The sequence below is a fragment of the Litoreibacter sp. genome, assembly GCF_058136045.1.
In genome coordinates, this window is sequence record NZ_JBYVDD010000009.1 from 1 (window position 1) to 25,649 (window position 25,649).

The 25,649-nt window shown below is 55.7% G+C and carries 25 protein-coding genes; 11 read left to right on the plus strand and 14 right to left on the minus strand.

The annotated features are described in order from the left end of the window. Nucleotides 1–77: 77 nt before the first annotated feature. Nucleotides 78–950: a phosphoserine phosphatase SerB gene (serB, locus tag AC3Y7R_RS14720; protein WP_490042825.1), complete on the minus strand. Its 873-nt coding sequence runs from the start codon at nucleotides 948–950 to the stop codon at nucleotides 78–80. A 159-nt stretch (nucleotides 951–1,109) separates the two neighbouring features. On the opposite strand from serB, the gene AC3Y7R_RS14725 reads away from it, so the two are divergent. Beyond that, nucleotides 1,110–2,249 (plus strand): phosphoserine transaminase, encoded by a 1,140-nt coding sequence (locus tag AC3Y7R_RS14725; protein WP_490042826.1) that lies wholly within the window; start codon nucleotides 1,110–1,112, stop codon nucleotides 2,247–2,249. A gap of 63 nt (nucleotides 2,250–2,312) precedes the next feature. Continuing rightward, a complete protein-coding gene (gene serA / locus AC3Y7R_RS14730) occupies nucleotides 2,313–3,908 on the plus strand; it encodes a phosphoglycerate dehydrogenase (RefSeq protein WP_490042827.1) in 1,596 nt (531 codons plus the stop codon). Nucleotides 3,909–3,964: 56 nt separating this feature from the next. On the opposite strand, the gene lpxK is transcribed toward serA, so the two are convergent. The 5 genes from lpxK to AC3Y7R_RS14755 form a co-directional block, all read right to left on the minus strand. Then, a complete protein-coding gene (gene lpxK / locus AC3Y7R_RS14735; RefSeq protein ID WP_490042828.1) occupies nucleotides 3,965–4,963 on the minus strand; it encodes a tetraacyldisaccharide 4'-kinase in 999 nt (332 codons plus the stop codon). Continuing rightward, complete coding sequence (locus AC3Y7R_RS14740; protein WP_490042829.1) at nucleotides 4,963–6,255, minus strand: 3-deoxy-D-manno-octulosonic acid transferase; 1,293 nt, start codon at nucleotides 6,253–6,255, stop codon at nucleotides 4,963–4,965. The genes lpxK and AC3Y7R_RS14740 overlap by 1 nt, the downstream gene beginning before the upstream one ends. Before the next feature lie 21 nt (nucleotides 6,256–6,276). Further along, nucleotides 6,277–6,522 carry a DUF4170 domain-containing protein gene (locus AC3Y7R_RS14745; RefSeq protein ID WP_490042830.1) on the minus strand — a complete coding sequence of 82 codons (246 nt, stop codon included), beginning with the start codon at nucleotides 6,520–6,522 and terminating at the stop codon, nucleotides 6,277–6,279. Between the two features lie 69 nt (nucleotides 6,523–6,591). Continuing rightward, nucleotides 6,592–7,377 (minus strand): 3'(2'),5'-bisphosphate nucleotidase CysQ, encoded by a 786-nt coding sequence (locus AC3Y7R_RS14750; RefSeq protein WP_490042891.1) that lies wholly within the window; start codon nucleotides 7,375–7,377, stop codon nucleotides 6,592–6,594. After that, complete coding sequence (locus AC3Y7R_RS14755) at nucleotides 7,370–8,716, minus strand: TldD/PmbA family protein (protein WP_490042831.1); 1,347 nt, start codon at nucleotides 8,714–8,716, stop codon at nucleotides 7,370–7,372. The genes AC3Y7R_RS14750 and AC3Y7R_RS14755 overlap by 8 nt, the downstream gene beginning before the upstream one ends. A 130-nt stretch (nucleotides 8,717–8,846) precedes the next feature. On the opposite strand from AC3Y7R_RS14755, the gene AC3Y7R_RS14760 reads away from it, so the two are divergent. The 4 genes from AC3Y7R_RS14760 to AC3Y7R_RS14775 all read left to right on the plus strand — a co-directional run bounded on the left by AC3Y7R_RS14760 (nucleotide 8,847) and on the right by AC3Y7R_RS14775 (nucleotide 12,771). Beyond that, nucleotides 8,847–9,602, plus strand: a complete 756-nt coding sequence (locus AC3Y7R_RS14760) for an SDR family oxidoreductase (protein WP_490042832.1) — start codon at nucleotides 8,847–8,849, stop codon at nucleotides 9,600–9,602. Then, a complete protein-coding gene (locus AC3Y7R_RS14765; protein ID WP_490042833.1) occupies nucleotides 9,599–10,210 on the plus strand; it encodes an enoyl-CoA hydratase/isomerase family protein in 612 nt (203 codons plus the stop codon). The genes AC3Y7R_RS14760 and AC3Y7R_RS14765 overlap by 4 nt, the downstream gene beginning before the upstream one ends. Nucleotides 10,211–10,294: 84 nt before the next feature. Then, nucleotides 10,295–11,605: a mechanosensitive ion channel family protein gene (locus AC3Y7R_RS14770; RefSeq protein ID WP_490042834.1), complete on the plus strand. Its 1,311-nt coding sequence runs from the start codon at nucleotides 10,295–10,297 to the stop codon at nucleotides 11,603–11,605. Beyond that, a complete protein-coding gene (locus AC3Y7R_RS14775; RefSeq protein WP_490042835.1) occupies nucleotides 11,602–12,771 on the plus strand; it encodes a TIGR03862 family flavoprotein in 1,170 nt (389 codons plus the stop codon). The genes AC3Y7R_RS14770 and AC3Y7R_RS14775 overlap by 4 nt, the downstream gene beginning before the upstream one ends. Before the next feature lie 22 nt (nucleotides 12,772–12,793). On the opposite strand, the gene AC3Y7R_RS14780 is transcribed toward AC3Y7R_RS14775, so the two are convergent. The 5 genes from AC3Y7R_RS14780 to AC3Y7R_RS14800 all read right to left on the minus strand — a co-directional run bounded on the left by AC3Y7R_RS14780 (nucleotide 12,794) and on the right by AC3Y7R_RS14800 (nucleotide 18,019). Beyond that, on the minus strand, nucleotides 12,794–13,381 hold the full coding sequence (locus AC3Y7R_RS14780; protein WP_490042836.1) for a glutathione S-transferase family protein: 588 nt from the start codon (nucleotides 13,379–13,381) through the stop codon (nucleotides 12,794–12,796). Between the two features lie 12 nt (nucleotides 13,382–13,393). Next, on the minus strand, nucleotides 13,394–14,416 hold the full coding sequence (gene holA, locus AC3Y7R_RS14785) for a DNA polymerase III subunit delta (protein WP_490042837.1): 1,023 nt from the start codon (nucleotides 14,414–14,416) through the stop codon (nucleotides 13,394–13,396). Continuing rightward, entirely contained in the window at nucleotides 14,413–14,898 is a 486-nt protein-coding gene (gene lptE / locus AC3Y7R_RS14790; RefSeq protein WP_490042838.1) for an LPS assembly lipoprotein LptE, read from the minus strand. The genes holA and lptE overlap by 4 nt, the downstream gene beginning before the upstream one ends. Continuing rightward, a complete protein-coding gene (gene leuS, locus AC3Y7R_RS14795) occupies nucleotides 14,885–17,416 on the minus strand; it encodes a leucine--tRNA ligase (protein ID WP_490042839.1) in 2,532 nt (843 codons plus the stop codon). The genes lptE and leuS overlap by 14 nt, the downstream gene beginning before the upstream one ends. 81 nt (nucleotides 17,417–17,497) lie before the next feature. After that, nucleotides 17,498–18,019 carry a DUF3576 domain-containing protein gene (locus AC3Y7R_RS14800; RefSeq protein ID WP_490042840.1) on the minus strand — a complete coding sequence of 174 codons (522 nt, stop codon included), beginning with the start codon at nucleotides 18,017–18,019 and terminating at the stop codon, nucleotides 17,498–17,500. 250 nt (nucleotides 18,020–18,269) lie between these two features. Here AC3Y7R_RS14800 and AC3Y7R_RS14805 point away from each other — a divergent pair, with 250 nt between their 5' ends. Further along, nucleotides 18,270–19,241 (plus strand): porin, encoded by a 972-nt coding sequence (locus tag AC3Y7R_RS14805; RefSeq protein WP_490042841.1) that lies wholly within the window; start codon nucleotides 18,270–18,272, stop codon nucleotides 19,239–19,241. A gap of 106 nt (nucleotides 19,242–19,347) precedes the next feature. Next, nucleotides 19,348–20,010 carry a YggS family pyridoxal phosphate-dependent enzyme gene (locus AC3Y7R_RS14810; RefSeq protein WP_490042842.1) on the plus strand — a complete coding sequence of 221 codons (663 nt, stop codon included), beginning with the start codon at nucleotides 19,348–19,350 and terminating at the stop codon, nucleotides 20,008–20,010. Here AC3Y7R_RS14810 and AC3Y7R_RS14815 read toward each other — a convergent pair. Together AC3Y7R_RS14815 and ribA are read right to left on the minus strand one after the other, a co-directional pair. Then, nucleotides 20,000–20,452 carry a L,D-transpeptidase family protein gene (locus AC3Y7R_RS14815; RefSeq protein WP_490042843.1) on the minus strand — a complete coding sequence of 151 codons (453 nt, stop codon included), beginning with the start codon at nucleotides 20,450–20,452 and terminating at the stop codon, nucleotides 20,000–20,002. The two genes, AC3Y7R_RS14810 and AC3Y7R_RS14815, sit on opposite strands and share 11 nt — an antisense overlap. A 41-nt stretch (nucleotides 20,453–20,493) precedes the next feature. Next, on the minus strand, nucleotides 20,494–21,573 hold the full coding sequence (gene ribA / locus AC3Y7R_RS14820; protein WP_490042844.1) for a GTP cyclohydrolase II: 1,080 nt from the start codon (nucleotides 21,571–21,573) through the stop codon (nucleotides 20,494–20,496). 161 nt (nucleotides 21,574–21,734) lie between these two features. On the opposite strand from ribA, the gene AC3Y7R_RS14825 reads away from it, so the two are divergent. Next, the gene (locus AC3Y7R_RS14825) at nucleotides 21,735–22,421 is read left to right on the plus strand and encodes a response regulator transcription factor (protein WP_490042845.1); all 687 of its coding nucleotides are present in this window, start codon (nucleotides 21,735–21,737) and stop codon (nucleotides 22,419–22,421) included. Between the two features lie 133 nt (nucleotides 22,422–22,554). Further along, a complete protein-coding gene (locus AC3Y7R_RS14830; RefSeq protein WP_490042846.1) occupies nucleotides 22,555–23,514 on the plus strand; it encodes an alpha/beta fold hydrolase in 960 nt (319 codons plus the stop codon). Here AC3Y7R_RS14830 and AC3Y7R_RS14835 read toward each other — a convergent pair. Further along, nucleotides 23,511–24,764 (minus strand): MFS transporter, encoded by a 1,254-nt coding sequence (locus tag AC3Y7R_RS14835; RefSeq protein ID WP_490042847.1) that lies wholly within the window; start codon nucleotides 24,762–24,764, stop codon nucleotides 23,511–23,513. The two genes, AC3Y7R_RS14830 and AC3Y7R_RS14835, sit on opposite strands and share 4 nt — an antisense overlap. Before the next feature lie 70 nt (nucleotides 24,765–24,834). Here AC3Y7R_RS14835 and AC3Y7R_RS14840 point away from each other — a divergent pair, with 70 nt between their 5' ends. Then, nucleotides 24,835–25,623: an exodeoxyribonuclease III gene (locus AC3Y7R_RS14840; protein ID WP_490042848.1), complete on the plus strand. Its 789-nt coding sequence runs from the start codon at nucleotides 24,835–24,837 to the stop codon at nucleotides 25,621–25,623. The last annotated feature ends 26 nt before the right edge of the window (nucleotides 25,624–25,649 follow it).

A 25,649-nucleotide genomic window follows, 5' to 3' on the forward strand; every position in this document is an offset into this window, starting at 1 on the left:
CTGGCAACAACTTGGCTATAGCGGCCGCAGTGATGATGATGCCCTGTCGACGAGAAAGACTTTGTTTCAAATGGATGCTAGGCGAATTCATCCACGCTATAGCCCTGCAAAAACAATAGGGCCGTCAAATTGCCATGGTTAACCTGAATTTTAGCCTGCGCCTGCACTGTTGGTTTCGCGTGCAGTGCGATGCCTGCGCCTGCGCGTTGCAGCATGCCCAGATCATTGGCGCCATCACCGACGGCAAGAACATCAGCCTCAGAAATTTCCAACTTCGTGGTAATCTGCTCCAGCGCCTCTACCTTTGCTTCGCGGCCAAGGATGGGCATTCTGACCTTACCTGTTAACTTACCGTTCTCAACCAACAGCGTGTTCGCACGGTTCTCGTCAAAGCCCAACTCAGCGGAAACCGACGCGGTAAACGCAGTGAAACCACCCGACACCAACGCCGCATACCCGCCGTTGGCTTTCATTGTCGAAACCAACGCTTTACCGCCAGGCATATAGGTGATCCTATTGGCCAAAACAGTGTCTATTACACCCTGATCTAGTCCCTTTAACAATTCAACGCGCTCTGTCAAAGCTGCGTTGAAATCCAGCTCACCATTCATCGCCCGTGCCGTAATATCCGCTACGCGGGCCCCCACACCGGCCTCATCGGCCAGCTCATCAATGCATTCCTGCTGGATCATGGTGCTGTCCATATCCGCCAACAGCATCTTCTTGCGCTGACCCTCAGCGGGTTGAATCACTAAATCAATGCCCATCGCCTGGCAGTCACTCCACACCATGTCGAAATTGTCTGGCTGCTTTGCTAAGGTAAATTCCGCCGCAACATCGGGCATCAGCCAAACCACATCACCGCCACCCCATGCATTTCGCAGTGATACAGGAAGCTCTAGGTCCAGCTTTGGATTGGTGGGGGCGCAAAGAAGAGTAACAACAAACATTGGTTCAGGTTTCCAATCATAGAGAAAAGTGCCGTAAATAATCACTCAAGCGGCGCTATAGCGTCGTTTTGACTGTTGTGAAAGCCCCACGCCTCCCGTATCAGCGCCAGTGGGACACCTCTCCCCAACGAGAGGCAATTATCTGTAAGGATAGATATTATGACCACGACACAACCGGCCACACGGCCGACGAACCCGCGTTTTTCTTCCGGCCCCTGCGCCAAACCCCCCACATTTTCGCTTGATAAGCTGGCTGACGCGCCCCTGGGGCGCTCGCACCGTGCCGCTGTTGGCAAGGCCAAGCTGAAAGATGCGATCGAAATTACCCGCGACGTGCTTGGCATCCCCGCCGACTACAAAATAGCCATCGTGCCTGCCTCTGATACTGGCGCCTACGAGATGGCTATGTGGAATTTGCTTGGTGAGCGTCCGGTCGAGATGCTCGCATGGGAGTCCTTCGGCTCCGGCTGGGTCACAGATGTGGTCAAGCAGTTAAAGATCGAAGCAAAGATCACAACCGCCGACTACGGCGAGATCGTTAACTTCGCTGATGTGAACTTTGACAATGATGTTTGCTTTACTTGGAACGGTACTACATCGGGTGTTCGTGTTCCTTCAAAGGACTCTATTCCTGCGCAACGTGATGGTTTGACACTGTGTGATGCAACCTCGGCAGCTTTCGCAATGGACCTTCCATGGGATCGCTTGGACGCCACAACCTTTAGCTGGCAAAAAGTGCTGGGCGGCGAAGGTGGCCACGGTATTTTGATCTTGTCGCCGCGTGCGGTTGAACGTCTCGAATCCTATACCCCCGCTTGGCCTCTGCCAAAAATCTTCCGACTCACCAAGGGCGGCAAGCTGATCGACGGCATCTTTACTGGTGCGACAATCAACACTCCCTCGATGCTTTGCGTTGAAGACTATCTTTATGCTCTCGACTGGGCGAAATCCGAGGGCGGCCTAAAAGGCCTCATCGCCCGTGCAGATGCCAACACGGCAGCCATTACAAACTTCGTCGAGGCCAATGATTGGATCGATTTTCTTGCCACTGATCCGGCCACCCGGTCGAACACATCTGTGTGCCTGAAGTTCTCCGACGCGCGTATCACCGACGGGCCGGCGTTTGCCAAAGCCATCGCCAAACGCCTCGAGGCCGAGAGCGTCGCGCTTGATATTGGTGCCTACCGTGACGCACCGGCAGGCCTTCGCATCTGGTGCGGTGCCACGGTCGAGACCACCGACATCAAGGCAATGCTTCCATGGCTTGCTTGGGCGTTCGTGACCGAGATATCGGCTTAAACCAAAATTACCACAATTCCGTACATCATGTACCCAGCGTACAAAATCTAAGGAGCGCCCATCATGGCCCCCAAAGTACTCGTATCCGACAAATTGTCTGAAACTGCCGTCCAGATTTTCCGTGACCGTGGCATCGACGTGGACTTCATGCCCACCCTTGGCAAAGACAAGGAAAAGCTGCTCTCGATCATTGATCAATATGATGGCCTCGCCATCCGCTCCGCCTCCAAGGCAACCGAGAAACTGATCGCTGCCGCGACCAATCTTAAGGTCATCGGGCGCGCAGGCATCGGGGTCGATAACGTCGACATTCCCGCAGCCTCCAAGAAGGGGATCATCGTGATGAACACCCCATTCGGCAACATGATCACCACTGCGGAACATGCCATCGCAATGATGTTTGCTGTGGCCCGTCAAATCCCCGAAGCCTCCGCCTCTACCCACGCTGGTAAATGGGAGAAATCCAAATTCATGGGTGTGGAACTCACCGGTAAAACGCTCGGTGTTATCGGTGCAGGTAACATCGGTGGTATCGTGTGCGAACGCGGTGTTGGTTTGCGCATGAAAGTCATCGCATATGACCCCTTCTTATCCGAGGAACGCGCCGCCAAATTGAACGTCACCAAGGTAGAGCTGGACGAGCTGCTAGAGCGTGCCGACTTCATCACTTTACACGTCCCTGCCACGGATAAAACGCGCGGCATGATCTCTGCAGAAAGCATCGCCAAAATGAAACCCGGCGTGCGCATCATCAACTGCGCCCGTGGGGGTTTGGTGGACGAGGCCGCGTTGGCCGACGCCTTGAAGGCAGGAAAAGTTGCTGGTGCCGCATTTGATGTGTTCGAGGTAGAGCCTGCTATAGACAGCCCTCTGTTCAACTTGCCCAATGTCGTCGTCACGCCACACCTAGGTGCGGCCACCACGGAGGCGCAAGAAAACGTCGCGCTGCAAGTGGCCGAGCAGATGTCCGACTACCTTTTGACTGGCGCAGTCTCCAACGCGCTGAATATGCCGTCCGTGACCGCCGAAGAGGCTAAGGTTATGGGACCATGGGTAAAATTAGCCGAACACCTTGGCTCTTTCATTGGTCAAATGACCGATGAGGCGCTCAAGGAAATTCAAATCACCTACAATGGTAACGTCTCCCTGATGAACTTAGAGGCGCTGAATTGTGCTGGCATTGCGGGCATTATGCAGGCCACAAACCCTGACGTGAACATGGTGTCCGCCCCGGTTATTGCCAAAGAACGTGGCGTTAAAATCTCGACCACAACGCAGGATAAATCCGGCGTTTTCGACGGCTACATCAAGATCAACGTGGTGACAGACAAGCGTGAGCGCTCTATTGCGGGGACAGTATTCTCTGATGGTAAACCACGTTTTATCCAGATCAAAGGCATCAATATCGACGCCGAAATCGGACAACACATGGTCTATACCACCAACAAAGATGTGCCGGGCATCATCGGCACTTTGGGTCAAACTATGGGTGAAAACGGCGTGAATATTGCGAACTTCACCCTTGGCCGCCAAGGCGCTGGGGACGGTGCGATAGCGCTGCTTTATGTTGATAGTCCGGTTGCCGCTGCAACATTGAAAAAACTTGAAGATACCGGCATGTTCCAACAAGTAAAATTGCTGCAATTCGACGTTGCCTAGCAAGTACTTCCCTTGACTGTAATGAGAGCGCCGCTGCCTTTTGCGTAGCGGCGTTCTTACTTGAGAAGTGGTCCGAAAGGAAAAATTTCAGTCAGCGCTGCGTCCAATTTGGGCCAATCATCTATTTCCAACCGTACCGGGACTGCCAGAACCTTAGCCCGAAACGCGTCGGGTAGTCGGGTTGCATCTTTTTCCGTTGTGACCAGTTGCGCCCCAAGGAGCATGGCTTCGCTTTCCAGCCGAGTCATGAGGGCCTGCGACAAGGGCTGATGATCCTCCAACGCCTCTGACTTCACAATCTCAGCGCCTAACTCTTGAACCGTGGCAAAGAATTTCTGCGGATGGCCGATGCCGGCAAAAGCCAGCACGCGGGCATCTTGCCAATCCATGCCGGTTTGCAAGGGTTGCAAATGGCCAGTGATGTGAGGGCATGGCGGGGTTTCAATAGAGTGTATGAAGTGTTGCTGAGCTTTACGCGGACCAATGCTCAGGAGAAAATCGGCGCGATGCAGGCCGACCGCTACAGGTTCGCGAAGCGGTCCTGATGGCAAGACCTTACCGTTGCCAAAGCCACGTGCCGCATCGACGACCACGATGGAGATATCTTTGTGCAGCCCCGGATTTTGGAAGCCATCGTCCAGCACGATGACGCTGGCACCTGCGAGAACGGCCAAACGTGCGCCCTCAGCGCGGTCAGGCGATACCCATGTTGGTGCGAAGGCTGCAAGCAATAACGGCTCATCGCCGACATCGCTTGCTTTGTGACTACGTTCATCCACCTGCACCGCCGTGGTGACTGATCCGCCATAGCCGCGCGATATAATATGGGGCGTTTGGCCCATGTCCAGTAAGCGCTGCACAAGGGCAATTACGGTGGGTGTTTTACCAGTCCCGCCTGCGTTGATATTGCCGACGCAAATGACCGGAACCTCAAGTTTCAAAGCGTTGCCGCGCGCCAATCTCTGTGCTGTTCCGACGGCGTATAGTGCACCCAAAGGTGACAGCAATGTTGACAAAATCCCGGGGGGTTGGTGCCAGAAACGAGGAGGTTGCATCAGCTTCCCCCCGCGTTGAGATCCAACGCAGCGATGATCTCAATGAAGGCGGTCTCAGCGGCCTGCGCACCTTGGCTGGTGACCTCCCAAGCGGCGTGGGCCATAGCCGCAGAACGGTGAGGTTCTAGTAATTCAATGACCGCTTCTCCAAGGTGGCGTGCGTCCGTTACTTGCCGCGCAGCGTCCGCATCATCAAGAAGAGTGTAGATATCTTTGGCATTATCCACATAGGGCCCGTGCAAGATGGCGGAGCCAAGGGAGGCAGGCTCATATGGGTTATGCCCGCCAATTTCGACCAGAGATCCGCCAAGAAAACTTAGCGGTGCAAGGCGATACCAAAGCCCCATCTCGCCCAGTGTATCAGCGATGTAGATGTCAACGATAGCGTCGGGTTGCACCCCCTCAGAGCGCATTCCGACGCGCCACCCTGATTTGCGCAGCATCGCGGAAATGTCGGGTGCGCGCTCAGGGTGACGGGGGGCGATGATCAGCAGTAATCGCGGGGCGGTCCGGCGGGCAATACGCTGGGCCTCTGCGACCATTTCGTCTTCGCCGGAGTGGGTCGATGCGGCAAGCCAGACCGGGCGTGTTTCCAGAGCAAGCGATATCGCGGCGCGCTCGTCCTCGTCATGTGGCAAGGCACCGCTGCTTTCTTTTAGTGAGCCATTTACGCGGATACGTGCGTGAGGTGCACCAAGCCTGCGTAGATGCTTTGCGGTTATGCGGTCTTGGGTGAGGAATAGGCTAAATTTACCAAGCAATGCCCGCGCCGCGCCGTGTGCCCAACGCCACTTTTTATAGGAGGCCTTTGACATGCGGGTATTGAGCGAAATCATCGCAATGCCGCGCTTGTGGGTCTCGGATATTAACGTCGGCCACAGCTCGCTTTCCGTCCAAATGGCCACATCCGGCTGCCAATGATCGAGGAACTTAACTATGAAGGGGCGGGCATCCAGCGGCACAAATTGGTGGATCGTTTGATCCGGGAGCCGGGCCTCCAGCAGGTCGGCGGAACTGCGGGTGCCGGTGGTGATCAAGACGTTGAGGTCTGGTCGTTCGTCGATGAGGCTTTCAATCAGGTCGAGAAGAGACAGCGATTCACCAACAGAGGCTGCATGAAACCAAACCAATTCGCCATACGGGCGGGGCTGCGAGGCAACCCCGCGCCGCTCGTCGATACGGGCGGGGTCCTCTTTGCCCTCACTCAAGCGTGAAGCCAGCGTGCGGTTGGCAAGCGGAACCATCCAGCGCGAAGCCGCTAAGTAGAGCGCCAGAATGGGCGAGAACGCCATAACGGGAGGGCGCGGGCGGGCTTAGTTGCCCAGCTCTTCGGTGGCGGATGCTTCGGCGGATTCGTCGCGCAGGCGGTGGATGTGTGCAATGAAGTACCGCATATGAGCGTTATCTACGGTGCGCTGGGCTGCGGATTTCCATGCGTTATAGGCGCCTTCGTAGTCTGGAAACATGCCAACAATGTGGATGTCCGAGACGTCTTTGAATGCATTCTTAGATGGGTCAATAAGTTCGCCGCCAAAGACGAGGTGCAAGCGTTGGGTCATTGGAGTGCTCCGGTTTTTTATATCTGTTGCCCGCTATAATAGGGGATGGGCTCGCAATGCGACAGAGGGTTATTGTGGGTCTGGCTGACGCAGGCAAGATTGCAGGGCTTTGTGCATATCTGGCCCAGCCGCGTGACAGCCTTTGGTTTTGGGGTGCGGGCTGTTGAACGCTAATGCCGCGTTTTGGCGGTCGGTGACGTGCCCTCCGGCTTGGCGCACGATTAACTCGCCCGCCGCGATGTCCCATTCCCAACAATCACGCAGGGTTAGCATCGAATCGTAGCGGCCTTGGGCCACCAAACATAGACGATATGCGAGTGACGGGCGAAACTTGCGTTGCACGGGTGGCACGTCGCCAGCCCAGTATTCTGGTTTGAAATTTGGCTTGGCAGCGAGCACGGTTGCCCCGTCCAAAGTGCACCGGCTTGAGGTTGAAATCGCAGCACCATTCAAGGTCGAGCATGTGGTTGATGTGGCGGTATAGAGCAGATCCATCATCGGAACATAGACCACGGCGGCGGTGATCTGGCCGTTTTCAGCGATGGCCAGTGAGTGGGAGAAATGCTGCTCGCCCGCGATAAAAGAGCGGGTGCCGTCGATGGGATCGATGATGAACACGCGGTCATGGGACAGACGAGCGGCATCATCCTCGGTTTCCTCAGACAGCCAGCCGTAATCTTTGCGCGCGCCAAGAAGCTCCGCGCTCAACATCTTGTCGATGGCCAGATCGGCCTCGGTGACGGGACCAGCGTTGTCGGCCTTGTCCCAAACCTCGGGCGAGGCATTGAAGAAATGTCGCGCAATGTCGCCACTGGCGTGGGCTGCGTCGATCAACAGTTGAAGGTCATCAGTCACCGGCAAGGGTCAACCCTTCTACCAAAAGGCTAGGCACTTCGCGCGACAAATGCGGGCGGGCATCGTTGGCAGGCTCGATGCGTGCCAGCATGTCCAGCAGGTTGCCCGCAACGGTGCATTCATTGATTGCGTATTGCGGCTCGCCGTTCTCGATCCATATGCCGGAGGCCCCGCGAGAATAATCACCATTGTTGGGGTTAATCGTCGAACCAATCATCGAGGTAATCCAAAGGCCGGTTCCCATCTGGGCCATCAGGTCGGTAAGTGTCTTTTCGCCTTGGGTAAGGGCAATGTTAGACACGGAGGGGCCGGGCGGCCCAGATGTGCCACGCGCGGCGGAGGCAGTGCTTTGCATGCCAAGTTTGCGTGCGGTTGCAAGGTCCAGCGTCCAACCCTGCAATACCCCGTCACGCACGATGTCGCGCGGCGCGGTGGCCAGCCCTTCGCCATCAAACGGGCGCGATCCGGGGATGCGAACGCGGTGCGGGTTCTCGGTAATAGACAGACCTTTAGGCAGAACTTGCGCGCCAAGCTTATCCATCAGCCAAGACGAGCCGCGTGCAATCATCGCCCCATTGGAGGCGGCCAAAAGATGACCGATCAACGAAGACGCGATGCGTTCGTCAAAGATAACCGGATAAGCGCCGGTTTTAGGTCTGCGCGCACCGACCCGCTCCAAAGTGCGCTTCGCAGCCTTATGCCCAATGCTATCGGGGCTTGGCAGGTCATCTTGAAAAATGCGACTTTCGCCAAAGTAATCGCGCTCCATGTCGGTGCCTTCGCCGGCAATCGCAACACAGGACGTACTACGGCTGGACCTTTGGTAGCCGCCTGAAAATCCGTTGGATGTTGTCAGATGGATGCGACGCTGCCCGTATCCGGCAGAGGCGGATTGTACCTGAGATATTCCGTCATGGGACAGGGCGGCCGCCTCGGCGCGTTTGGCGTCCTCTTCCAGTTCCGCGGCGGCTGGTTCTGGGGTGGTATCAAAAAGTTCCAGTGCTTCGGCGTCCCAGTTTCGGGCCAGTTGTGTGGCGTCGGCGAGGCCGATGTAGGGGTCTTCAGGGGCTTCCATAGCCATGGCAACGGCGCGCTCTGCCATGGTGGCGAGTGTCGTGTCGTCAAATAGCGACGAGGAGACGATGGCCTGCTGTTGTCCGATCATCACGCGCAACCCGATGTCGATCCCTTCGGAGCGCTCGGCATGCTCCAACTTGCCGTCTAACACGTCGATGGACACGGATGTGCCGTCAACGGCCAAGGCATCGGCGGTGTCAGCACCGGCTTTGCGGGCGGCTTGCAACAGTCGGTCGGTGAGGGCGGAAAGGTCTTGGGACATTGGCGGCTCCGGCGCTTTGTGTGCTTGCAGGTAGTCTCATGCGCGTCCTCATGCAAGGCAACATGCGCAAGCAGCCCTTGCAACTGCTGCGCGCCACGGGTCAGATGGCCGCACACGACTGGAGGGTTTCATGGTCAATCTCACAGGGAAGACGGCGCTGATCACGGGCGCAAGCCGGGGTATCGGGGCACAAACTGCGCGCATTTTTGCACAAGCAGGCGCGGATGTGGTGCTTTTGGCACGCAGCACACGCGATCTGGAAGTTCTGGCCGCCGAGATCGGCGCGCAGGCCATTGTTTGCCCGTGCGATGTGGCTTGTTTTGAAGACTGGGAGAAGGCCGTTGAGGTTGCGTTGGCGCAAACCGGACGTATCGACATTCTAGTGAATAATGCAGGCTTGATAGACCCTATTTCACGGCTAGAAGACAGTGAGCCTGATGCGTGGAGCGAGCTGATCGACGTGAATTTGAAGGGTGTCTATTACGGTGTTCGTGCCGTTCTGCCAGTTATGGCAGGCCAAGGTAGCGGCAGTATTTTGAATATAAGCTCCGGCGCGGCGCATGGTCCGTTGGAGGGGTGGAGCGCGTATTGCGCGTCTAAGGCTGGGGCTGCAATGCTGACGCGCTGCATCCACCACGAGCATGGCGAGGCAGGTATCCGCGTGATGGGGCTGTCGCCGGGAACCGTGGCCACGCAAATGCAGGTCACGATCAAGGCCAGCGGTATTAATCCGGTGAGCGAGATGGACCCATCCGTGCATATTCCCGCCGACTGGCCCGCGAAGGCTTTGTTGTGGATGTGCGGCGCGGATGCGGATGAGTTTCTGGGCGAAGAAATCTCTCTGCGTGATGAAGATATCCGCAAGCGCATAGGGGTTGGGAAATGATTGAGGTGAGCAAGGGCGACGCCATTTGGGTCATCACCATTAACCGACCAGAAAAAGCCAACTCGCTGACGCGACGCATGTTGAAGGATTTGGCGATTGCGGTGGAGGCCGCCGCAGGCGAAGCGCAGGCGATTATTTTGACTGGCGAGGGAAAGGTTTTCAGCGCAGGTGCGGATTTGGAGGCGGTTAAGGAAGGTCTGGCGGTTGATCCGATATGGGAGCGGCTGTCCACTGCTATAGCTGAATTTCCTGGTCTTAGCATCGCCGCGCTAAACGGGACGTTAGCAGGGGGGGCTATGGGCATGGCGCTGGCGTGCGATTTGCGCATTTGCGTGCCAACGGCGAAGTTCTTTTATCCGGTGATGAAACTTGGCTTTCTGCCGCAGCCTTCTGACCCTGATAGGCTTGTAAAGTTGATCGGTCCATCACGGGCCAAGATGATTTTGATGACCGGGCAAAAGGTAGAGGCGCAAGAGGCGCTGGGCTGGGGGCTGGTTGACCGGATTGTGGATGCGCCCCAACTTTTGGATGTTGCCAAAACACTGGCTGATGATGTGATCACGGCCACGCCTGAACATGCAGCAGCGATCAAGGCTATGCTTGGCTGAATTGACCCAACGCGCGGGCTTTCTTTGTAAGGCACGAACGACTAGAAGTCGGCTGGTATTTTAGAATGACCAAGGGCGATTACCATGGAAAGCAATCCGTTTGTTGAAAAGATGCTTGGCTATGGCGAGCAGGGCATGGATTTGGCCCTTAGCTGGCTGACCAGTGCTGCGGCTTGGTCGCAATTCGGGCTTTTGGTCGTGGCGTTTGCGATTGCTTGGTATCTTAACCGGCGCATTAACACTGTGCTGGTGAAGCTTCTAACTCCTGCGGATGGCGCAGAGGGTTTGGTGGCTACCGCGCGGCGTTTTGTGTTGCAGTTCTTGCCGCTGATGTTGCCGCTTTTGGCCTATTTATTCACGGCAATGGGCGAGCAAGTCGTCCGGTCAATCTTCGACAGTGGTGCAGTGATTGCCTTTGGTAAGCGGGTGTTCTTGTTTCTCGCGGCACGTATTTTGGTCAAGCAGATCATTTCAGACCCATTCCTGAAATTACTTGGGAAGTTCATTTTGATCCCCGTCGCAGCTTTGTACGCATTGGGGCTTTTGGATGTTGCGACCTTGGCGCTGACCGAGTTCCGCGTGAGCATCGGTAATATCTCGTTCTCACTGATGGCGCTGGTGCGCGGTGTGATTGCAGGTGCGCTTTTGTTCTGGCTTGGGCGATGGTCGAATGACCAGAGCGCGGCAATGATCGGTAAGCAAGAAGAGTTACGCCCGGCGACGCGTCAATTGGCGGTGAAAGCAGCCGAAATAGCAATTTTCGGCGTCGCCTTCTTGCTGCTGATGAACATCATGGGCGTCAGTCTTGGCAGCCTCGCGGTTTTGGGTGGTGCGATTGGTGTTGGCCTTGGGTTCGGGCTGCAAAAGATTGCGTCAAATTTTATCTCCGGCGTGATTTTGCTGCTGGAGGGACAAGCCACTGTCGGTGACTTTGTAGAGTTGGATGGCGGCGAAGCGGGCACAATCGTCAAAATGACAGCGCGGGCTATTTTCTTGGAAACCTTTGATGGCCGCTGGATCGTGGTGCCCAATGAAGACTTCATCGTTACGCGCGTTATTAATTACTCTGATCAAGGGTCTGCAAATCGGTATGAGGCCGAATTTTCGGTCTCATATGACACGGATATTAACACAGTCCCCGCCATCGTAGAGGCCGCTGTGCAGGCGCACCCCGATGTTTTGTTGAAGCCCTATCCAGCGGACTGTGAGTTGCGTGGGTTTGGTGACAGCGGCATAGATTTCTCGGTTGAGTTCTGGGTGAATGGCATTGATGACGGGCGGCATAAGTACACCTCCGATGTGCTGTTCATTATCTGGAATGCGCTACGAGATAACGGCATCCAAATTCCTTATCCACATCGCGTGATCGAGATAAAAGGCGGGATGCCCAAATGAGTGATGCACTGGTAATCGGAGCTGGGCCTGCGGGCCTGATGGCGGCGGAAATGCTGGTAGATGCTGGCTTGTCAGTGACGGTTGTAGACCAGAAACCCTCGGTTGGGCGCAAGTTTTTGATGGCTGGTAAATCCGGCCTAAACCTGACCAAAGACGAGCCGGAAGAGGTCTTTTGGGGGGCGTTTAAAGCCCCGTGGTTGATGCCTGCGTTAAGTAAATTTGGCCCGGTTGAGGTGATGGCTTGGGCGGAAGACCTTGGGCAAAATATCTTCACGGGATCAAGTGGGCGGGTGTTCCCCAAAGCGATGAAATCGTCGCCTTTGTTTCGGGCTTGGATGGTGCGATTGAACGGTAAGGGTGTTAAGTTCCAGACCCGTTGGCGTTGGACTGGTTGGAACGGGGACGCTAGCGGCTTTGACACGCCTGAAGGGGCTGTAGAGCTAACACCACGCGTCACTGTCCTTGCGATGGGCGGCGCATCGTGGCGCAGACTTGGCTCGGACGGGGCGTGGGCCGCGCAGTTTGAGGCGGCTGATTTAGCGCTATTTAAGCCTGCAAACATGGGGTTTGTTGTCGAGTGGTCGGATCACATGGACCCTTATTTGGGCGCGCCTTTGAAAAACATTGCATTTTGTGCGGGTGAGACCCCAGTTCGGGGTGAAGCGGTGATCTCTTCGCGTGGGTTGGAAGGCGGCGGAATTTACGCGGTCTCGGGTGCAGTTCGTGACGGCGCAAGGCTGACGTTGGATTTGCTGCCTGACTTTAGTGTTGAAGAAATCGAGAAACGGTTGCTTCGTAGGCGTGGTAAGGCAAGTTGGTCAAACCACTTGCGTAAGAATCTGAAATTGGGGCCAGTAAAAATGGCGTTGTTGCAGGAATTTGCGCGGCCTTTGCCACAAGCGTCTGGCGCGATGGCTGTGCTGATCAAAGCGATGCCTGTGCCCCATAAAGGACCGCGACCGATAGATGAGGCGATTTCCACTGCGGGCGGGATAGCGCAGGACGCCTTGGACCGGAATTTAATGCTACGGGCACGCCCCGGTGTGTTTGCCGCTGGCGAAATGCTGGATTGGGAGGCCCCGACTGGTGGTTATTTGATCACCGGATGCCTTGCGACGGGGCGCTGGGCTGGCCAAAAAGCCGCGAATTATGCGGGAAGTTTGTAGAGATGCTACGCTGATTTTAGCGCTAATCCGTGCGTGCGGCAATGTAGGCGGGCCGCGTGTGCAAGGTCGCAAGGTAGTCTACCAAACGTGGCTCGGATATCTCAAATTTGGCAGCATTAGCCCAGTCTAGACAATGGCCAAGGAAAATATCTGGTAGAGTCAGGTCTTCACCCATCAAGAATGGCCCATCGCCCATCTGTGCGACCAAGGCAGCTTGCGATCTGGCAAATTCCCACTTTAGGGTCTCTTTAATTTCCGGGATGCGTTTGTCTTTTGGCAGCACAAAAGTGTGACGTGCGGCGGTCCATAGGGCGCTGTCAAATTCATCGAGTATCATGTGGGTAAAGCCATCTTGCCGCGCCCGCCCGAGGGTCCCTGCCTTAAACGTCAATCCACCATGTTTATCGGCCAGATAAGTGACGATTGCGACACTGTCGGTCAAGGTTGCCCCATCATCAAGAAGTGCGGGAACCTTACCGGTAGGGTTATGCTCATACATCTCTGGTGAGTGCGGTGTGGCAGGAACTTGGGTATAGGTCAGCCCAAGTTCTTCTAGGGCCCATTTGACCCGAAAAGCACGGGTCTGATTGACTCCGATTAATGTATACATGGGCATTTTCCTTTAGCGGCGGTTCATCATGGCGAGGCGGATCATTGCACGCTCCATAAGGGCCATTTGCGGGGCTGTACTGGCAGAGCGTAGCTGTAGGTCTGTATCTGTCAACAGCCGCAACGCTTGCTCAAGCCTGTAAACACCCCAACTGCCTGCTTGCCGTGCCATTCGGTCTTTGCGCATGTAGGGAACTGGCGGACGGGCACGCGCTAGTCCTGCGTCAGGGCCATTAGGATCACTGGCTGCAACATGCAACTTACGGAAATGCTGCGTGGCGCCAATGCACAGACGAACAGCCGCAACGCCTTGCGCTTCCAGCTTCATTAAGATCGGTCCGATTTTTTGAAATTGCCCCTCGGCCACAATGTCGAGCGCATCGTCCAAAGATGCCTCAGATGTGGCGGGGGCACAATTGGCGATGTCTTCAGGTGTTACAGGGGCGGTGTCGCCGTACTTATAGAGAGAAAGCTTCTCGACAGTTTGGCGAAAGTCACCCGGCTCTAGAATGCGGCCCAGATCCATCAAATCCCCCATGGCGTCGGGGGGGATGTCAGTTATGCCTGCTTTGCGCAGCTCTGCTTCGATCTCGTCGCGACCCGGCGGGTCGGCATAGATGGCAGCAGCATAGGAGTTGTTATGCCCCTCGAACAGTTTTCGCAGTGCGGAGCGGGGCGTTAACTGATTGGCGGTGACAAGGATTGTCGCGTCGCCTTGGCGCCATTCTTTGACGGCAGCGTCGATGGCTTTGGCGACGGTATCAGTGGCGTTCTCGACAAAAGCCACGCGCGCGCCGGGAAAGAAACCTTGCGCCTTGATAGCGTCCAGCAACATTGCAGGGTCTTTACGCAACTCAGACGCGGGAATGCGGGTCAGCCGCATTTCTTCATCGCCTTTGGGGCCAACAAGGGCCGCGATAACTTCTTGACGGCGTATCGCGATGCGCATTGCGTCGGGGCCATAAATCAGCAGCCCTGTGCGTGTTGGGTCAGGTTTGGCAAAGAACGCACGAGCGTCTTTTGGGGCCAGTTTCATTTGAGCTTGCCAGAATTAATCAGCAGATCAGAAGTGATCTTATTGGCGAGCGCACGCATCAGGCGGGACTTGGCGTCACGCTCTGCGGTTAAGGTTGAGACAGGTTGTGTCGAGGCGGAATAGGCGGTGAATGTATCGACTACACCTTTGTAGACCTGTTTTCCGGTTTCAAGGTCGCGCAACGCGTAGACGGCTTTGCCCAGTACATTATAGCGTGTGATATCGTTGGAGCCTGAAATTGCGAGCCCTTTTTCCTCTACGCTCAATGTCACAGACATGGCATAGGCGGGGGCTTGGGGGCGGCCGAGGCGTTCTTCCAGATGCGCCACAAGGTCAAAGCTGTTGCGCGTTGTCGGGGCGTCTACAATGATAGAGCCGCGCAAACCTTCTGCGCTGCCGTCTGTGCCGTAGACAGGCTCGAATCCGCAAGCCGCGAGTGCTGGCAGGCTGAGCAGTAAAAAGCGGCGGTTAAACAACGACATTGACGATCCGTCCCGGCACAACGATGAGTTTCTTAGGCTCGCGACCCTCCAGAGCCTTGATGACAGCATCATGGGCCAGCGCTAGTTTTTCAACCTCTTCCATCGAGGCTTTGGCGGATACTTCGATTTCACCACGGCGTTTACCGTTGATCTGGATCGGCATGGTGATGGTGTCTTGCACCAATAGGGCCTTATCGGCTGTAGGCCATGGTGCGGTAGCAATCAGGCCTGTCCCGCCCAAATGCGCCCAGATTTCTTCCGACAGGTGCGGGGTCATGGGCGACATCAGTTGCGCCAAGACCTTGACGGCTTTGCGTTTTGCGCCCGGTCCAGCTTTGGATTTGGAGATCGCATTGGCAAACTCATAGAGCTTGGCCACGGATTTGTTGAACCCGAAGGTCTCGATGCCCAGCGTGACCTCATGGGTGGCGACAGCGCTGGCGCGCTCTAGGTCTTTGTCAGTATCGTCGCCATCGCCCAACTCGGCGGCCAAGCGCCAGACGCGGCCCAAGAATTTCCACGAGGCTTCGGCGCCAGAGGCAGTCCATTCCACGTCACGTTCTGGCGGGCTATCAGAGAGCACGAACCAGCGCGCAGTATCTGCGCCGTATTGGTCGATGATATCCACCGGATCGACCACGTTCAGCTTGGATTTGGACATTTTGGCAGACGGGATGACTTCGACAGCTTCGCCAGTTGCGCGCAGGGTGGCGTTTGCCTCGTCCACATCTTCGGGCAGGTGATAGACGGGGCGGTCTTTGTCATCGCGGGTTTGATAGATCGCGTGCGTAACCATGCCTTGAGTGAACAATGCGTCAAATGGCTCGGTGGCCGTGGCAGGCAGGTGGCCGGTTTCGTGCATCGCGCGCGCAAAGAAGCGCGAGTAGAGCAGGTGCAAAATGGCGTGCTCGATACCGCCGATATACTGGTCGACATTCATCCAATATGCAGCATCCGCCGTATCGGTTGGCGTATTGGCGCGCGGCGCGGTGAAGCGGGCGTAATACCAAGAGCTGTCCACGAAAGTATCCATGGTGTCGGTTTCGCGCGTCGCGGCTTTGCCACATGATGGGCAAGGCGTGTTGCGCCAAGTGGGGTGGCGATCCAGCGGGTTGCCGGGGATGTCAAAGTTGACATCATAAGGCAGCTCAACCGGCAGGTTCTCTTTCTTCTCGGAGACAATGCCGCAATCGTCGCAATGCACGATCGGGATTGGGCAGCCCCAATAGCGCTGGCGCGACAGGCCCCAGTCACGCAGGCGGAATTTGGTGACGCCTTTGCCCCAGCCAGCCTTTTCGGCAAAATCAATTGTGGTGTTGGTGGCATCTTCGCCTGTTGCGATATCCAAGCCTGCGAAGTGATCGAGGAATTGTACTTTCTCGGTTTTCAACGGCACGAAGGCTTCGTTTTCAACAGGTGTTGGGTTGTCTAGCGCCAAGAAGGTGTCTTTGACGGGCAAATCATATTTGCGGCAGAAGTCCAAATCACGCTGGTCATGGGCTGGGCAGGCAAAAATCGCACCAGTACCGTAATCCATCAAAATGAAGTTGGCGACCCAGACGGGCAGCTCCCAATCGGGGTTCAGCGGGTGTTTGACCTTAAGGCCAGTATCAAAGCCGCGCTTCTCGGCCTTCTCTAATGCTTCTTCAGTGGTGCCAGTTTTACGGATCTCGGCATTGAAGGCGGCCAGTTCAGGATTGTCGGCCTCTAGTGCTTTGGAAATCGGGTGATCGGGGGAAACCCCTACAAAGGAAGCGCCCATCAACGTGTCGGGGCGCGTGGTGTAGACTTCGATCGGATCGCCGCCGTCCGTGCGCTCGAATCCAAATTGCAACCCGCGCGATTTGCCGATCCAGTTGGCTTGCATCAGCTTTACTTTGTCGGGCCAGTTATCAAGCCCGTCCAAATCGGCCAGAAGATCCTCGGCCATGTCGGAGATTTTGAAGAACCATTGCGTTAGATCGCGGCGCTCTACTGGTGCGTCGGACCGCCAGCCCTTGCCGTCAATAACCTGCTCATTGGCCAGAACGGTCATATCAACCGGGTCCCAGTTCACGGTAGCATTCTTGCGGTAGACGAGGCCTTTATCCATCATGTCGAGGAACAGTGCCTGCTGTTGGCCATAGTATTCAGGATCACAGGTGGCGAATTCGCGGGTCCAGTCGATGCTAAGGCCCAGCGGTTTCATCTGCTCGCGCATCGTGGCGATGTTGCCATAGGTCCAGTCCTTGGGGTGTCCGCCTTGCTTCATTGCGGCATTTTCAGCGGGCATCCCGAAGGCATCCCAACCCATTGGGTGCAATACACTAAAGCCGCACGATGACTTATAGCGCGCGATCACGTCGCCCATTGTGTAGTTGCGCACATGCCCGATATGGATGCGACCTGACGGGTAGGGGAACATCTCGAGGACGTAGTATTTGTCTTTGCTATCGTCGCGCGTGGCTAGGAAGGTTTGCGCGTCATCCCAAGCTTTTTGCCATTTGGGTTCCACGGTGCGGGCATTGTAGCGAGACATTTGATCTTCCTTAAAACGAAAAGCGCCGGGCGTTGCGGCCCGGCGTTGGTCATACTGGTGCAACTGCGCAGGGTCTAGAGGCTAGAGTTTGCCGTCTGCGATACGAAGCTGGCGGGCGCGGGTAAGAATGGCGTCCTCAATGGCACGGGCCGTTTCGGTCGAGACAGCACGACCACCGGAGCCTTGCAGGGATACGCGCAATGAGCGTGCATCAAGTGCTGGATCGGTAATGTATATAGTAGCGCGGTAAGCGCGTCCGCCGCCTTGCGGGCGACCATATCCTAGCGCGATCGTGCCAGTGAACGGGTCTGCGGCTTCAACGGGCATGAAGTTCAACACGTCCAGCGAGGCTTTCCAAAGGTACTTGTTCACCTTCAGAGTGACGTTCGGGTCGTCATTGTTGCGAAACAAATCGCCTATCTTGCTGCCTTTTTTGACAGCGTGGGAGCGTGCCGCGCTATCATAGTCGCGAGAGAAGCCGTTGGCGTCATTCTCGCGGCGCTGGTTTTTGCCAGAGCCAAAAATGCTTTTTCCGCCACATGCGGAAAGCGCTACGACAAGTGCGCAGGTTGCTGTCCATCGTAAGATTCGGGTGCTCGCCATGGTGAAATTGCTCTCGCCTGTTGTTTTGAATGTCTTATCGGAGGTCGGGCGTTCAAACAAGATAGAATACCTGTCCCAGAGATATAGGCTGGCTTGGCGAGTGTGGCTCTGTTGCATCAATTCGTTTGGTTTGACCTCTAGTGGCCTCACGTTAGCTTGAACTGCCGGGTTTTAAATCACAAACAGTCTAGGACTCAGTTCGGATTCCCTGAATTGAGGTGCACCTAATTTAAATTCTCGAGGGAAAACGATGAAAAAAATTCTCTTTGCATCCACTGCATTGGTCGCTTTTGGTGGCGCAGCTGCCGCTGACGTTGCTCTGTCCGGCCGTGCCGAAATGGGTATCTATGACCAAGGCATCGTAGGCCGTGGCGTTGAGTTCTTCACCGACATCGACGTGACATTCACTATGTCCGGCGAAACAGACAATGGCCTGACTTTCGGCGCATCTGTTGATCTGGACGAAGCTGACGGTTCCGCAGTAACTGGTGTTTCCGGCGCAACCGGCAACAACTCTGACGATGGCGGCGCAACGATCTTCATCTCCGGCGGCTTCGGCACCGTAACGATGGGCGACACAGACGGCGCTTTGGATTGGGCTTTGACTGAAGCTGGTAACGTGGGCAACCCCGGTTCCATCGCTGATGACGAAACTACCCACGCTGGCTACCTTGGTGCCTACCTTGACGGCGCTAACGACGGTCAAATCCTGCGTTGGGATTACACCTCCGGCGCGTTCGGCGTTGCAGTGTCCTTGGAAGATGACAACGGTTCTTCCGTTGTTAACACTGGTATCGGTTACGCCATCGGTTTCAAATACTCTTTGGACCTGTCCGGCACGACTGTTAACTTCGGTATCGGTCACCAGCGCGCAGCTGACGGCGCTGGCGTAACACCTGACGTAAAAGCAACTGGTTTGTCCGTGTCCGCAACTTTGGCTAACGGCCTGTCCGCTGGCATCGTTTACACAGACTTCACTAACGCGGCAGCTGACAAGCACATCGGTGTTGGCCTTGGCTACACAACTGGTGCGTTCTCGGTTCACGCCAACTACGGCAAATACTCCGGCGTTCTGCCAGCAGCTGACGCAAAAGGTTACGGCCTTGCAGCAGCTTACGACCTTGGCGGCGGTGCAGTTGTGCACTTCGGTTACGGTTCCGGCAAAGTTGGCGCAGGCGCTTCTACTAAAACAGCTTCCTTGGGTCTTGGTCTGAGCTTCTAAGCTTAACCCCCAACATTAAGTTTCGGAAAGAGCGGGCTTTGGCCCGCTCTTTTCTTTTGTGCGGTCTTGTGGTGGATAGGTGTGAGCCCAGAAAAGGAGCCTACTTATGTCGCTGACCGATATTCAAAGCCGTATCTCCGCTGAGGAAGCGCGTGTGGGCCGCGCCGTTGGCAGCACCCGTCTTATTGCAGTGTCCAAAGTCCAGCCCAATAGCCGCGTCGAGGCCGTTCTTGAGCAGGGCCACCGCGTATTTGGTGAAAATAAAGTACAAGAAGCTGCAGGGAAGTGGCCTGATTTCAAGGCTCGGTTTGCGGGTATTGAGGTGCACCTTCTTGGGCCTTTGCAAACGAACAAAACACGCCAAGCGATGGCACTGTTTGACGTTATCCACACACTTGATCGAAAAAAGCTGGCATCCCGCCTTGCGACTTTGCGTGACGAGCTGGGCCACTGTCCAAAGCTGTTTATCCAGGTAAATACTGGTGGAGAAGAGCAGAAAGCAGGCGTCGCATTAGGTGATCTGGACAGCTTCGTTGCGGAGTGCCGTGCGTTGAAGCTTCCGGTCATTGGCTTGATGTGTATTCCCCCCGTTGATGAGGAACCGGCCTTGCATTTTTCGCTGCTCGCCAAGCTTGCTAAGCGTAATGGGTTATCAGAGCTAAGTATGGGAATGAGTGATGATTTTGAGAAGGCGATAGCGCAAGGGGCAACCTATATAAGGGTTGGGTCTGCAATTTTTGGCGACCGTGTTCCTGCTGCTAAAGGCTGATAATTACGCGGCTATTTTTCTCCAACCGCTGTGCAACCCACAGCAAGTCCGCGGCACAGAAGGCAACACAGCCTTCTGTTGGATGTCGGGGCTTTCGCCAGCGATGAATGAAGATGGCAGACCCCTTCTCGGGGACTGATGTTGGCCAGTTCCAATCCGTAAGTATGATGAGGTTATAGAGCGGGTCCGCGCGGCGAAGTGCTTCATGGCTGGGGGCGTAGGGGGCCTGAACCAAGTGATTGTAGCGCGGGTCATCGGATGCGTCAGACCAAAGGTCCCGAGGGCCAATCGGAGTGGCCCAGTCAGTGGGCTTCGTCATCCGGTCGGCGCGATACAGCATCCCGACGATACGGTGCGTGCCTGTTGGGGTTGCGCCGTCGCCTTCGCATTTTTGCGAAGAGAGGCCACCCTTACCGATGCTGCATGGAAATTTGCGCCCCATGAACCGTGTCCCCCAGCGGGAGACCACCAAATCATGAGGCGTCACAGAAGGTGCCCTGATTTGGCGGCCTTCGTGGCGAGATACTCTTTATTGTGATGTGTTTCGCCGACTTTCAGCGGGACACGTTCGACTACGTCTAACCCATTGGCTTCAAGCATTGCGATTTTCGCGGGGTTATTCGTTAGCAGTCGAACTTTGCTGAACCCCATCGTTTGCAAAATTTCTGCGCCAATCCGAAAGTCGCGCTCGTCGTCCTCAAACCCAAGGCGGTGGTTGGCTTCGACAGTATCAAATCCTTGATCTTGCAGGGAATAGGCACGCATCTTGTTTGCCAACCCAATGCCGCGACCTTCTTGGTTGAGGTAGAGCAGGATGCCATGCCCCTCGGCCCCCATTTGCGCCAGCGCTCCACGAAGCTGGGGCCCGCAGTCGCATTTAAGAGATCCTAGAAGGTCACCGGTAAAGCAGGCGGAGTGCAACCGGGTCAGAACCGGCTTGGAGCGTGATGGCTGGCCAATTTCAATCGCGTAGTGCTCCTCTCCGCCATCTTCTGGTCGGAAAACGTGCAGTTTTCCGGCCTCACTGACTTCCAGAGGAAGGCGGGCGCTAACCAATGGGTGAAGGGGGCTAGGAGAGTTGAAACTCTGCCCCAAAGCCTTCGTGTCGAGCAATGTCAGATTGTTTTTGGCGGCGTATTGTGTGGGATCATCTAGATTGCAAATCAACACGGCAGGGAGAAGGCGCGCTGATTTTGCAAGTTGGATGGCAACACGGGCATCCGTTGCATCGCCATCACGGAGCGCTTGCAAAGGGCCTTTCAGCGGAGCGTTTAAATCATCGGCGGGGTCTGCAATGGCCATGACCCAGCTTGCAGGGGCATCACTAGGAACGAGGATCCTCGCAAGGTCGCCGTCATAAACCCGCGCTTTTAGTGTTTGCGCGCGCCATTCACTGATTGCCAAAACGAGGGGCATCGCTGCAACCTGCAAGGCGTTTAAGCGTGCCTTGCTCAGAGTCTCGGCAGCAAGTACTAATGAGTGCCCAATGATAACGGGCACGCCCATTCGAAGGTCGGCGCGGGCGCGGGCAGTTAGTTCAATTGTGTCAGGTGCTAGTGTCATGCAACTCGGTCTTGTAACAAATTCAGCGTCTTTCTACGCCAGATTGACGAAAGTTGAAACAAATCCCTGTTTCGCGACACGAGCCCGTGAATAACGGGGCCGTGAGTTGTTTCTTTTGGGAACAACCCACATCTTAGGCACAACGGAAGAGGACAGTGAAAATGGCAACGCTAAAGAAAATCTTGTTGGTAGACGATGACGACGACCTGCGTGAAGCGCTATCTGAGCAATTGATCATGACTGAAGATTTCGATGTATTCGAAGCGGGCAACGGCGCCGACGCAATGCAAAAAGCCAAAGAGGCGATCTACGATCTTGTGGTTTTGGATGTTGGATTGCCCGATACTGATGGCCGCGAACTGTGCCGCCTAATGCGTAAACAGGGTGTGAAATGCCCGGTTGTGATGCTGACGGGCCATGACAGCGATGCTGATACTATCTTGGGGCTTGATGCGGGTGCTAATGACTACGTGTCTAAGCCGTTTAAATTCCCTGTTCTTTTGGCGCGTATCCGGGCGCAACTGCGTCAGCATGAACAATCCGAGGATGCGGTTTTTCAGCTAGGGCCATATACCTTCAAACCTGCGATGAAGATGTTGATTACTGATGACGAGAAGAAGGTTCGCCTGACCGAGAAAGAGACGAATATTTTGAAGTTTCTCTATCGCTCGACCGATGGTGTTGTTGCGCGTGACGTGCTGCTTCACGAGGTTTGGGGATACAATGCAGGTGTTACGACGCACACATTGGAGACACATATTTACCGGCTTCGTCAAAAAATAGAACCAGATCCGTCAAATGCGCGCCTTCTTGTGACCGAATCAGGCGGCTATAAGTTGAATGTCTGAGGCTTGACCTCAATCAAGTTCCCCTGACCGCAACGGGGTAATGTTGCGGTATTCTCCCTGTTGGACTGGCCCGGGCAAATGCCCGGGCGTTTTTTTGTGGCATGCCCGTATCTGTGATCGTTAGAGTCCGGCTATGGTGCGTAGAACTTTGATACTGATTGCAGCGCTAGTTGTCGCTCTTGTGGTTATGCTGCTGGCCTTTCGTATGGCTGCAAATTGGCGCGAGGTGGAACCTCGCAATCTGGCGCTTCCGACTGAGGGGCGGTTAATAAACACACGCTTGGGACAGGTTTACGTGGATGAGCGCGGGCCAGTTGACGGGATGCCTGTTTTGTTGATTCACGGCTCTGTCGGCTGGGCTGGGTTTTGGTCCGAAACCTCGGAGGCGCTTGCGGCCAATGGCTACCGCGCAATTGCGATGGATTTGGCGCCTATGGGGTTTTCAGATGAAGATCCAGAGGGCGATTATGGCCGTATCCGGCAATCAGAACGCATCGTTGCCGTGACCGAAAGCATTGGGAAGCGCCCCGTTCTTTTGGCCCATTCATTCGGCGCAGGCCCCGCAATGGAGGCGCTGATGCGCCACCCCGAGCAGTTTCAAAGTGCGATCATTGTTGATGGCGCAATCGGCGTTGGCGATCAGGTAAAACCCTTGATTTGGCCGCTTCGTTCTCAATGGGTGCGGGAGGTTGCGGTGTCCGCCACAGTCACCAACCCGTTGCTGCTGCGCCGACTTTTGGCGATGTTCCTGCATAAAAAAGAGCGGGCCACCGCACAATACGTTGAGGTGTTGAAGCGGCCGTTAACCCAAATCGGCACAACGCGGCGGATTGCGCAATGGCTTCCTACTTTGTTGACGGCTCCTGACGGGGCGATGAGCATTAATCCCGCGAGCTACGCTGACCTGAAATTACCAGTCGCGATAATCTGGGGTGCGGAAGACACAGCCACGCCATTGCATCAGGGGGAATGGCTTAAGGGGGCGATTGAGGGAAGCCGTCTGATGGTTTTGCCGGGGCTTGGGCATATTCCGCAGATCGAAGATCCAAACCTCTTCCAAAAGGCGATGCTTGAAGCACTGGAGGGATTTTAACGGTTAGGCAGCCGTAAACGTGCAGTGCCGTAAATCGCAAGGCCGATGCAGACAAATGCCCCGAAAACATAGGGCATACGAAGCGCGGTTTCGCGTCCCAGTGGGTGCTCTAGTGTCGATACCATGAGGCCTGCAAACAATGCGCCTAAGGGAATAGAGCCCCATCCAAAGAACCGATAGATCGAGTTGACGCGGCCAAGTAATGCATCGGGGATCAGTCTTTGCCGTAGCGAAACGGTCACAACATTCCATGTCATGCCTGCCGCCATTTCTAGGAAAAGTGCGGCCCCTGCAAGGTAGGCATTTGAAGTGAGGGCCAGCAAGATGAAGGGTATCGGGAAGGTTGCTAACGCCCCAAGAACGCACTTCTGTGCGCCAAACCGGCTGACCAGTTTTGGGCCGAACATCCCGCCCAGAACGCCGCCAGCAGCCCCGGCAGTTAGAAGGAATCCGTGGCCTGTGGCCCCTAGCCCCATGATTTCCTGTGACAAAAGCACTAGCATTGTGGCGCTCATCATGACGACAAAATTCAGCACGCCTAGCATAAGGGCCAGACGCAGGATCAACGGCTGAGTGCGCATCCAATCTACGCCCTCGCGCATTTGGGTCCAAAACCCAGTTGTGGGTTTGATGTGCATACGAGGGAGCATGGCGATCTGCCACACCAGAAAGGCAGCGATGCCAAAGGTTGCGGCATCAACGACAAATGGCGCTGGAACTGCCAGCGCGATCAACACGCCCGCAACAGGTGGGCCGATGAACTGCCCCATGATTTGCTCGATACTCCAGAGTTGGCCGTTGGCGCGCTCCAGATCATCTTTGTTCACCACCGAAGGTAGGGCCGTTTGTGCGGCATTGTCACGGACAACTTCTGCACTGCCCAAGAGGAACGCGGCGGCGCATAGGCTGGCGATCAATGGCAAAGCTTGAGCAGCGCCATCGACCATGGGAAATGGCGGCGCGGACAGGATTAGGCCAATAACCCCAAGCGTTAAAATCATGCGTAACACATCCGCGCCGACCATCAGGCGCTGCCGGTCCATCTGATCGGTGATGACCCCTGCGGGGAGCGAGAATAAAAGCCACGGTAGCCGTGTTGCCGCTGCCACGGCGGCAATCAGCAATGGGTCACGGGTGATGAGGGTGGCAAGCCATGGGAACGCTAAAGCCGAGATGCCGTCGCCCAAGTTCGATACGGCGGTGGCCGAAAAAAGCAGGCGGAAGTTGCGGTTGGTGGCAATCAGCGGCATGAGGCGTTTCCTTGTGGTGCTGGGCGCAGCCTCGGACTAATCTGGGGGTAAGTCAAACCGGAGAAGCCACATGTCATTCACGCTCGCCACTTGGAATATCAACTCGGTCAGGTTGCGCGAGGAGCTGGTTTTGAAGCTGCTGCGAGAGGAAGCCCCCGATGTGCTTTGCTTGCAGGAATGCAAAAGCCCAGTTGATAAAATCCCACTCGAAGGGTTCCACGCGCTTGGCTACACGCACATGGTTGCGCGCGGCCAAAAAGGGTATAATGGCGTCGCGATTATTTCCCGCCTGCCGATCGAGGAAGCGGGTGCGCAGGATTACGCCTCCCTTGGTCATGCGCGCCATATTGCGGGGCGTTTGGAGAATGGCGTGACGATCCATAACCACTACATTCCTGCGGGTGGCGATGTGGCTGACCGTGAAGTGAACGAGAAGTTTGGCCAAAAGCTGGACTATCTGACAGAGCTGCGTGATGCGTTTCGTGCTGATAAACCGCAGAAATCTATCCTCGTGGGTGATCTGAACATTGCCCCGCGCGAAGATGACGTTTGGGATCATAAAAAGCTGCTTAAGGTTGTGAGCCACACACCTATTGAGGTCGAGCATTTCCACGATGTGATGGACGCAGGGGGTTGGTCCGATGTGACCCGCAATGACATACCTGATGGTAAGTTATATTCATGGTGGTCTTACCGTGCCAAAGATTGGGACACGGCTGACAAAGGTCGCCGTCTTGATCATATGTGGGCCACGGCTGACATCGCCGCATCGGGCCACTCATCACGCGTTGCGCGCTCTGTGCGCGGGTGGGAAAGACCCTCTGATCACGCGCCGGTTTTTGCGACATTTGATCTTTGAGCAAAGAGCGCACATATACAGGGCAA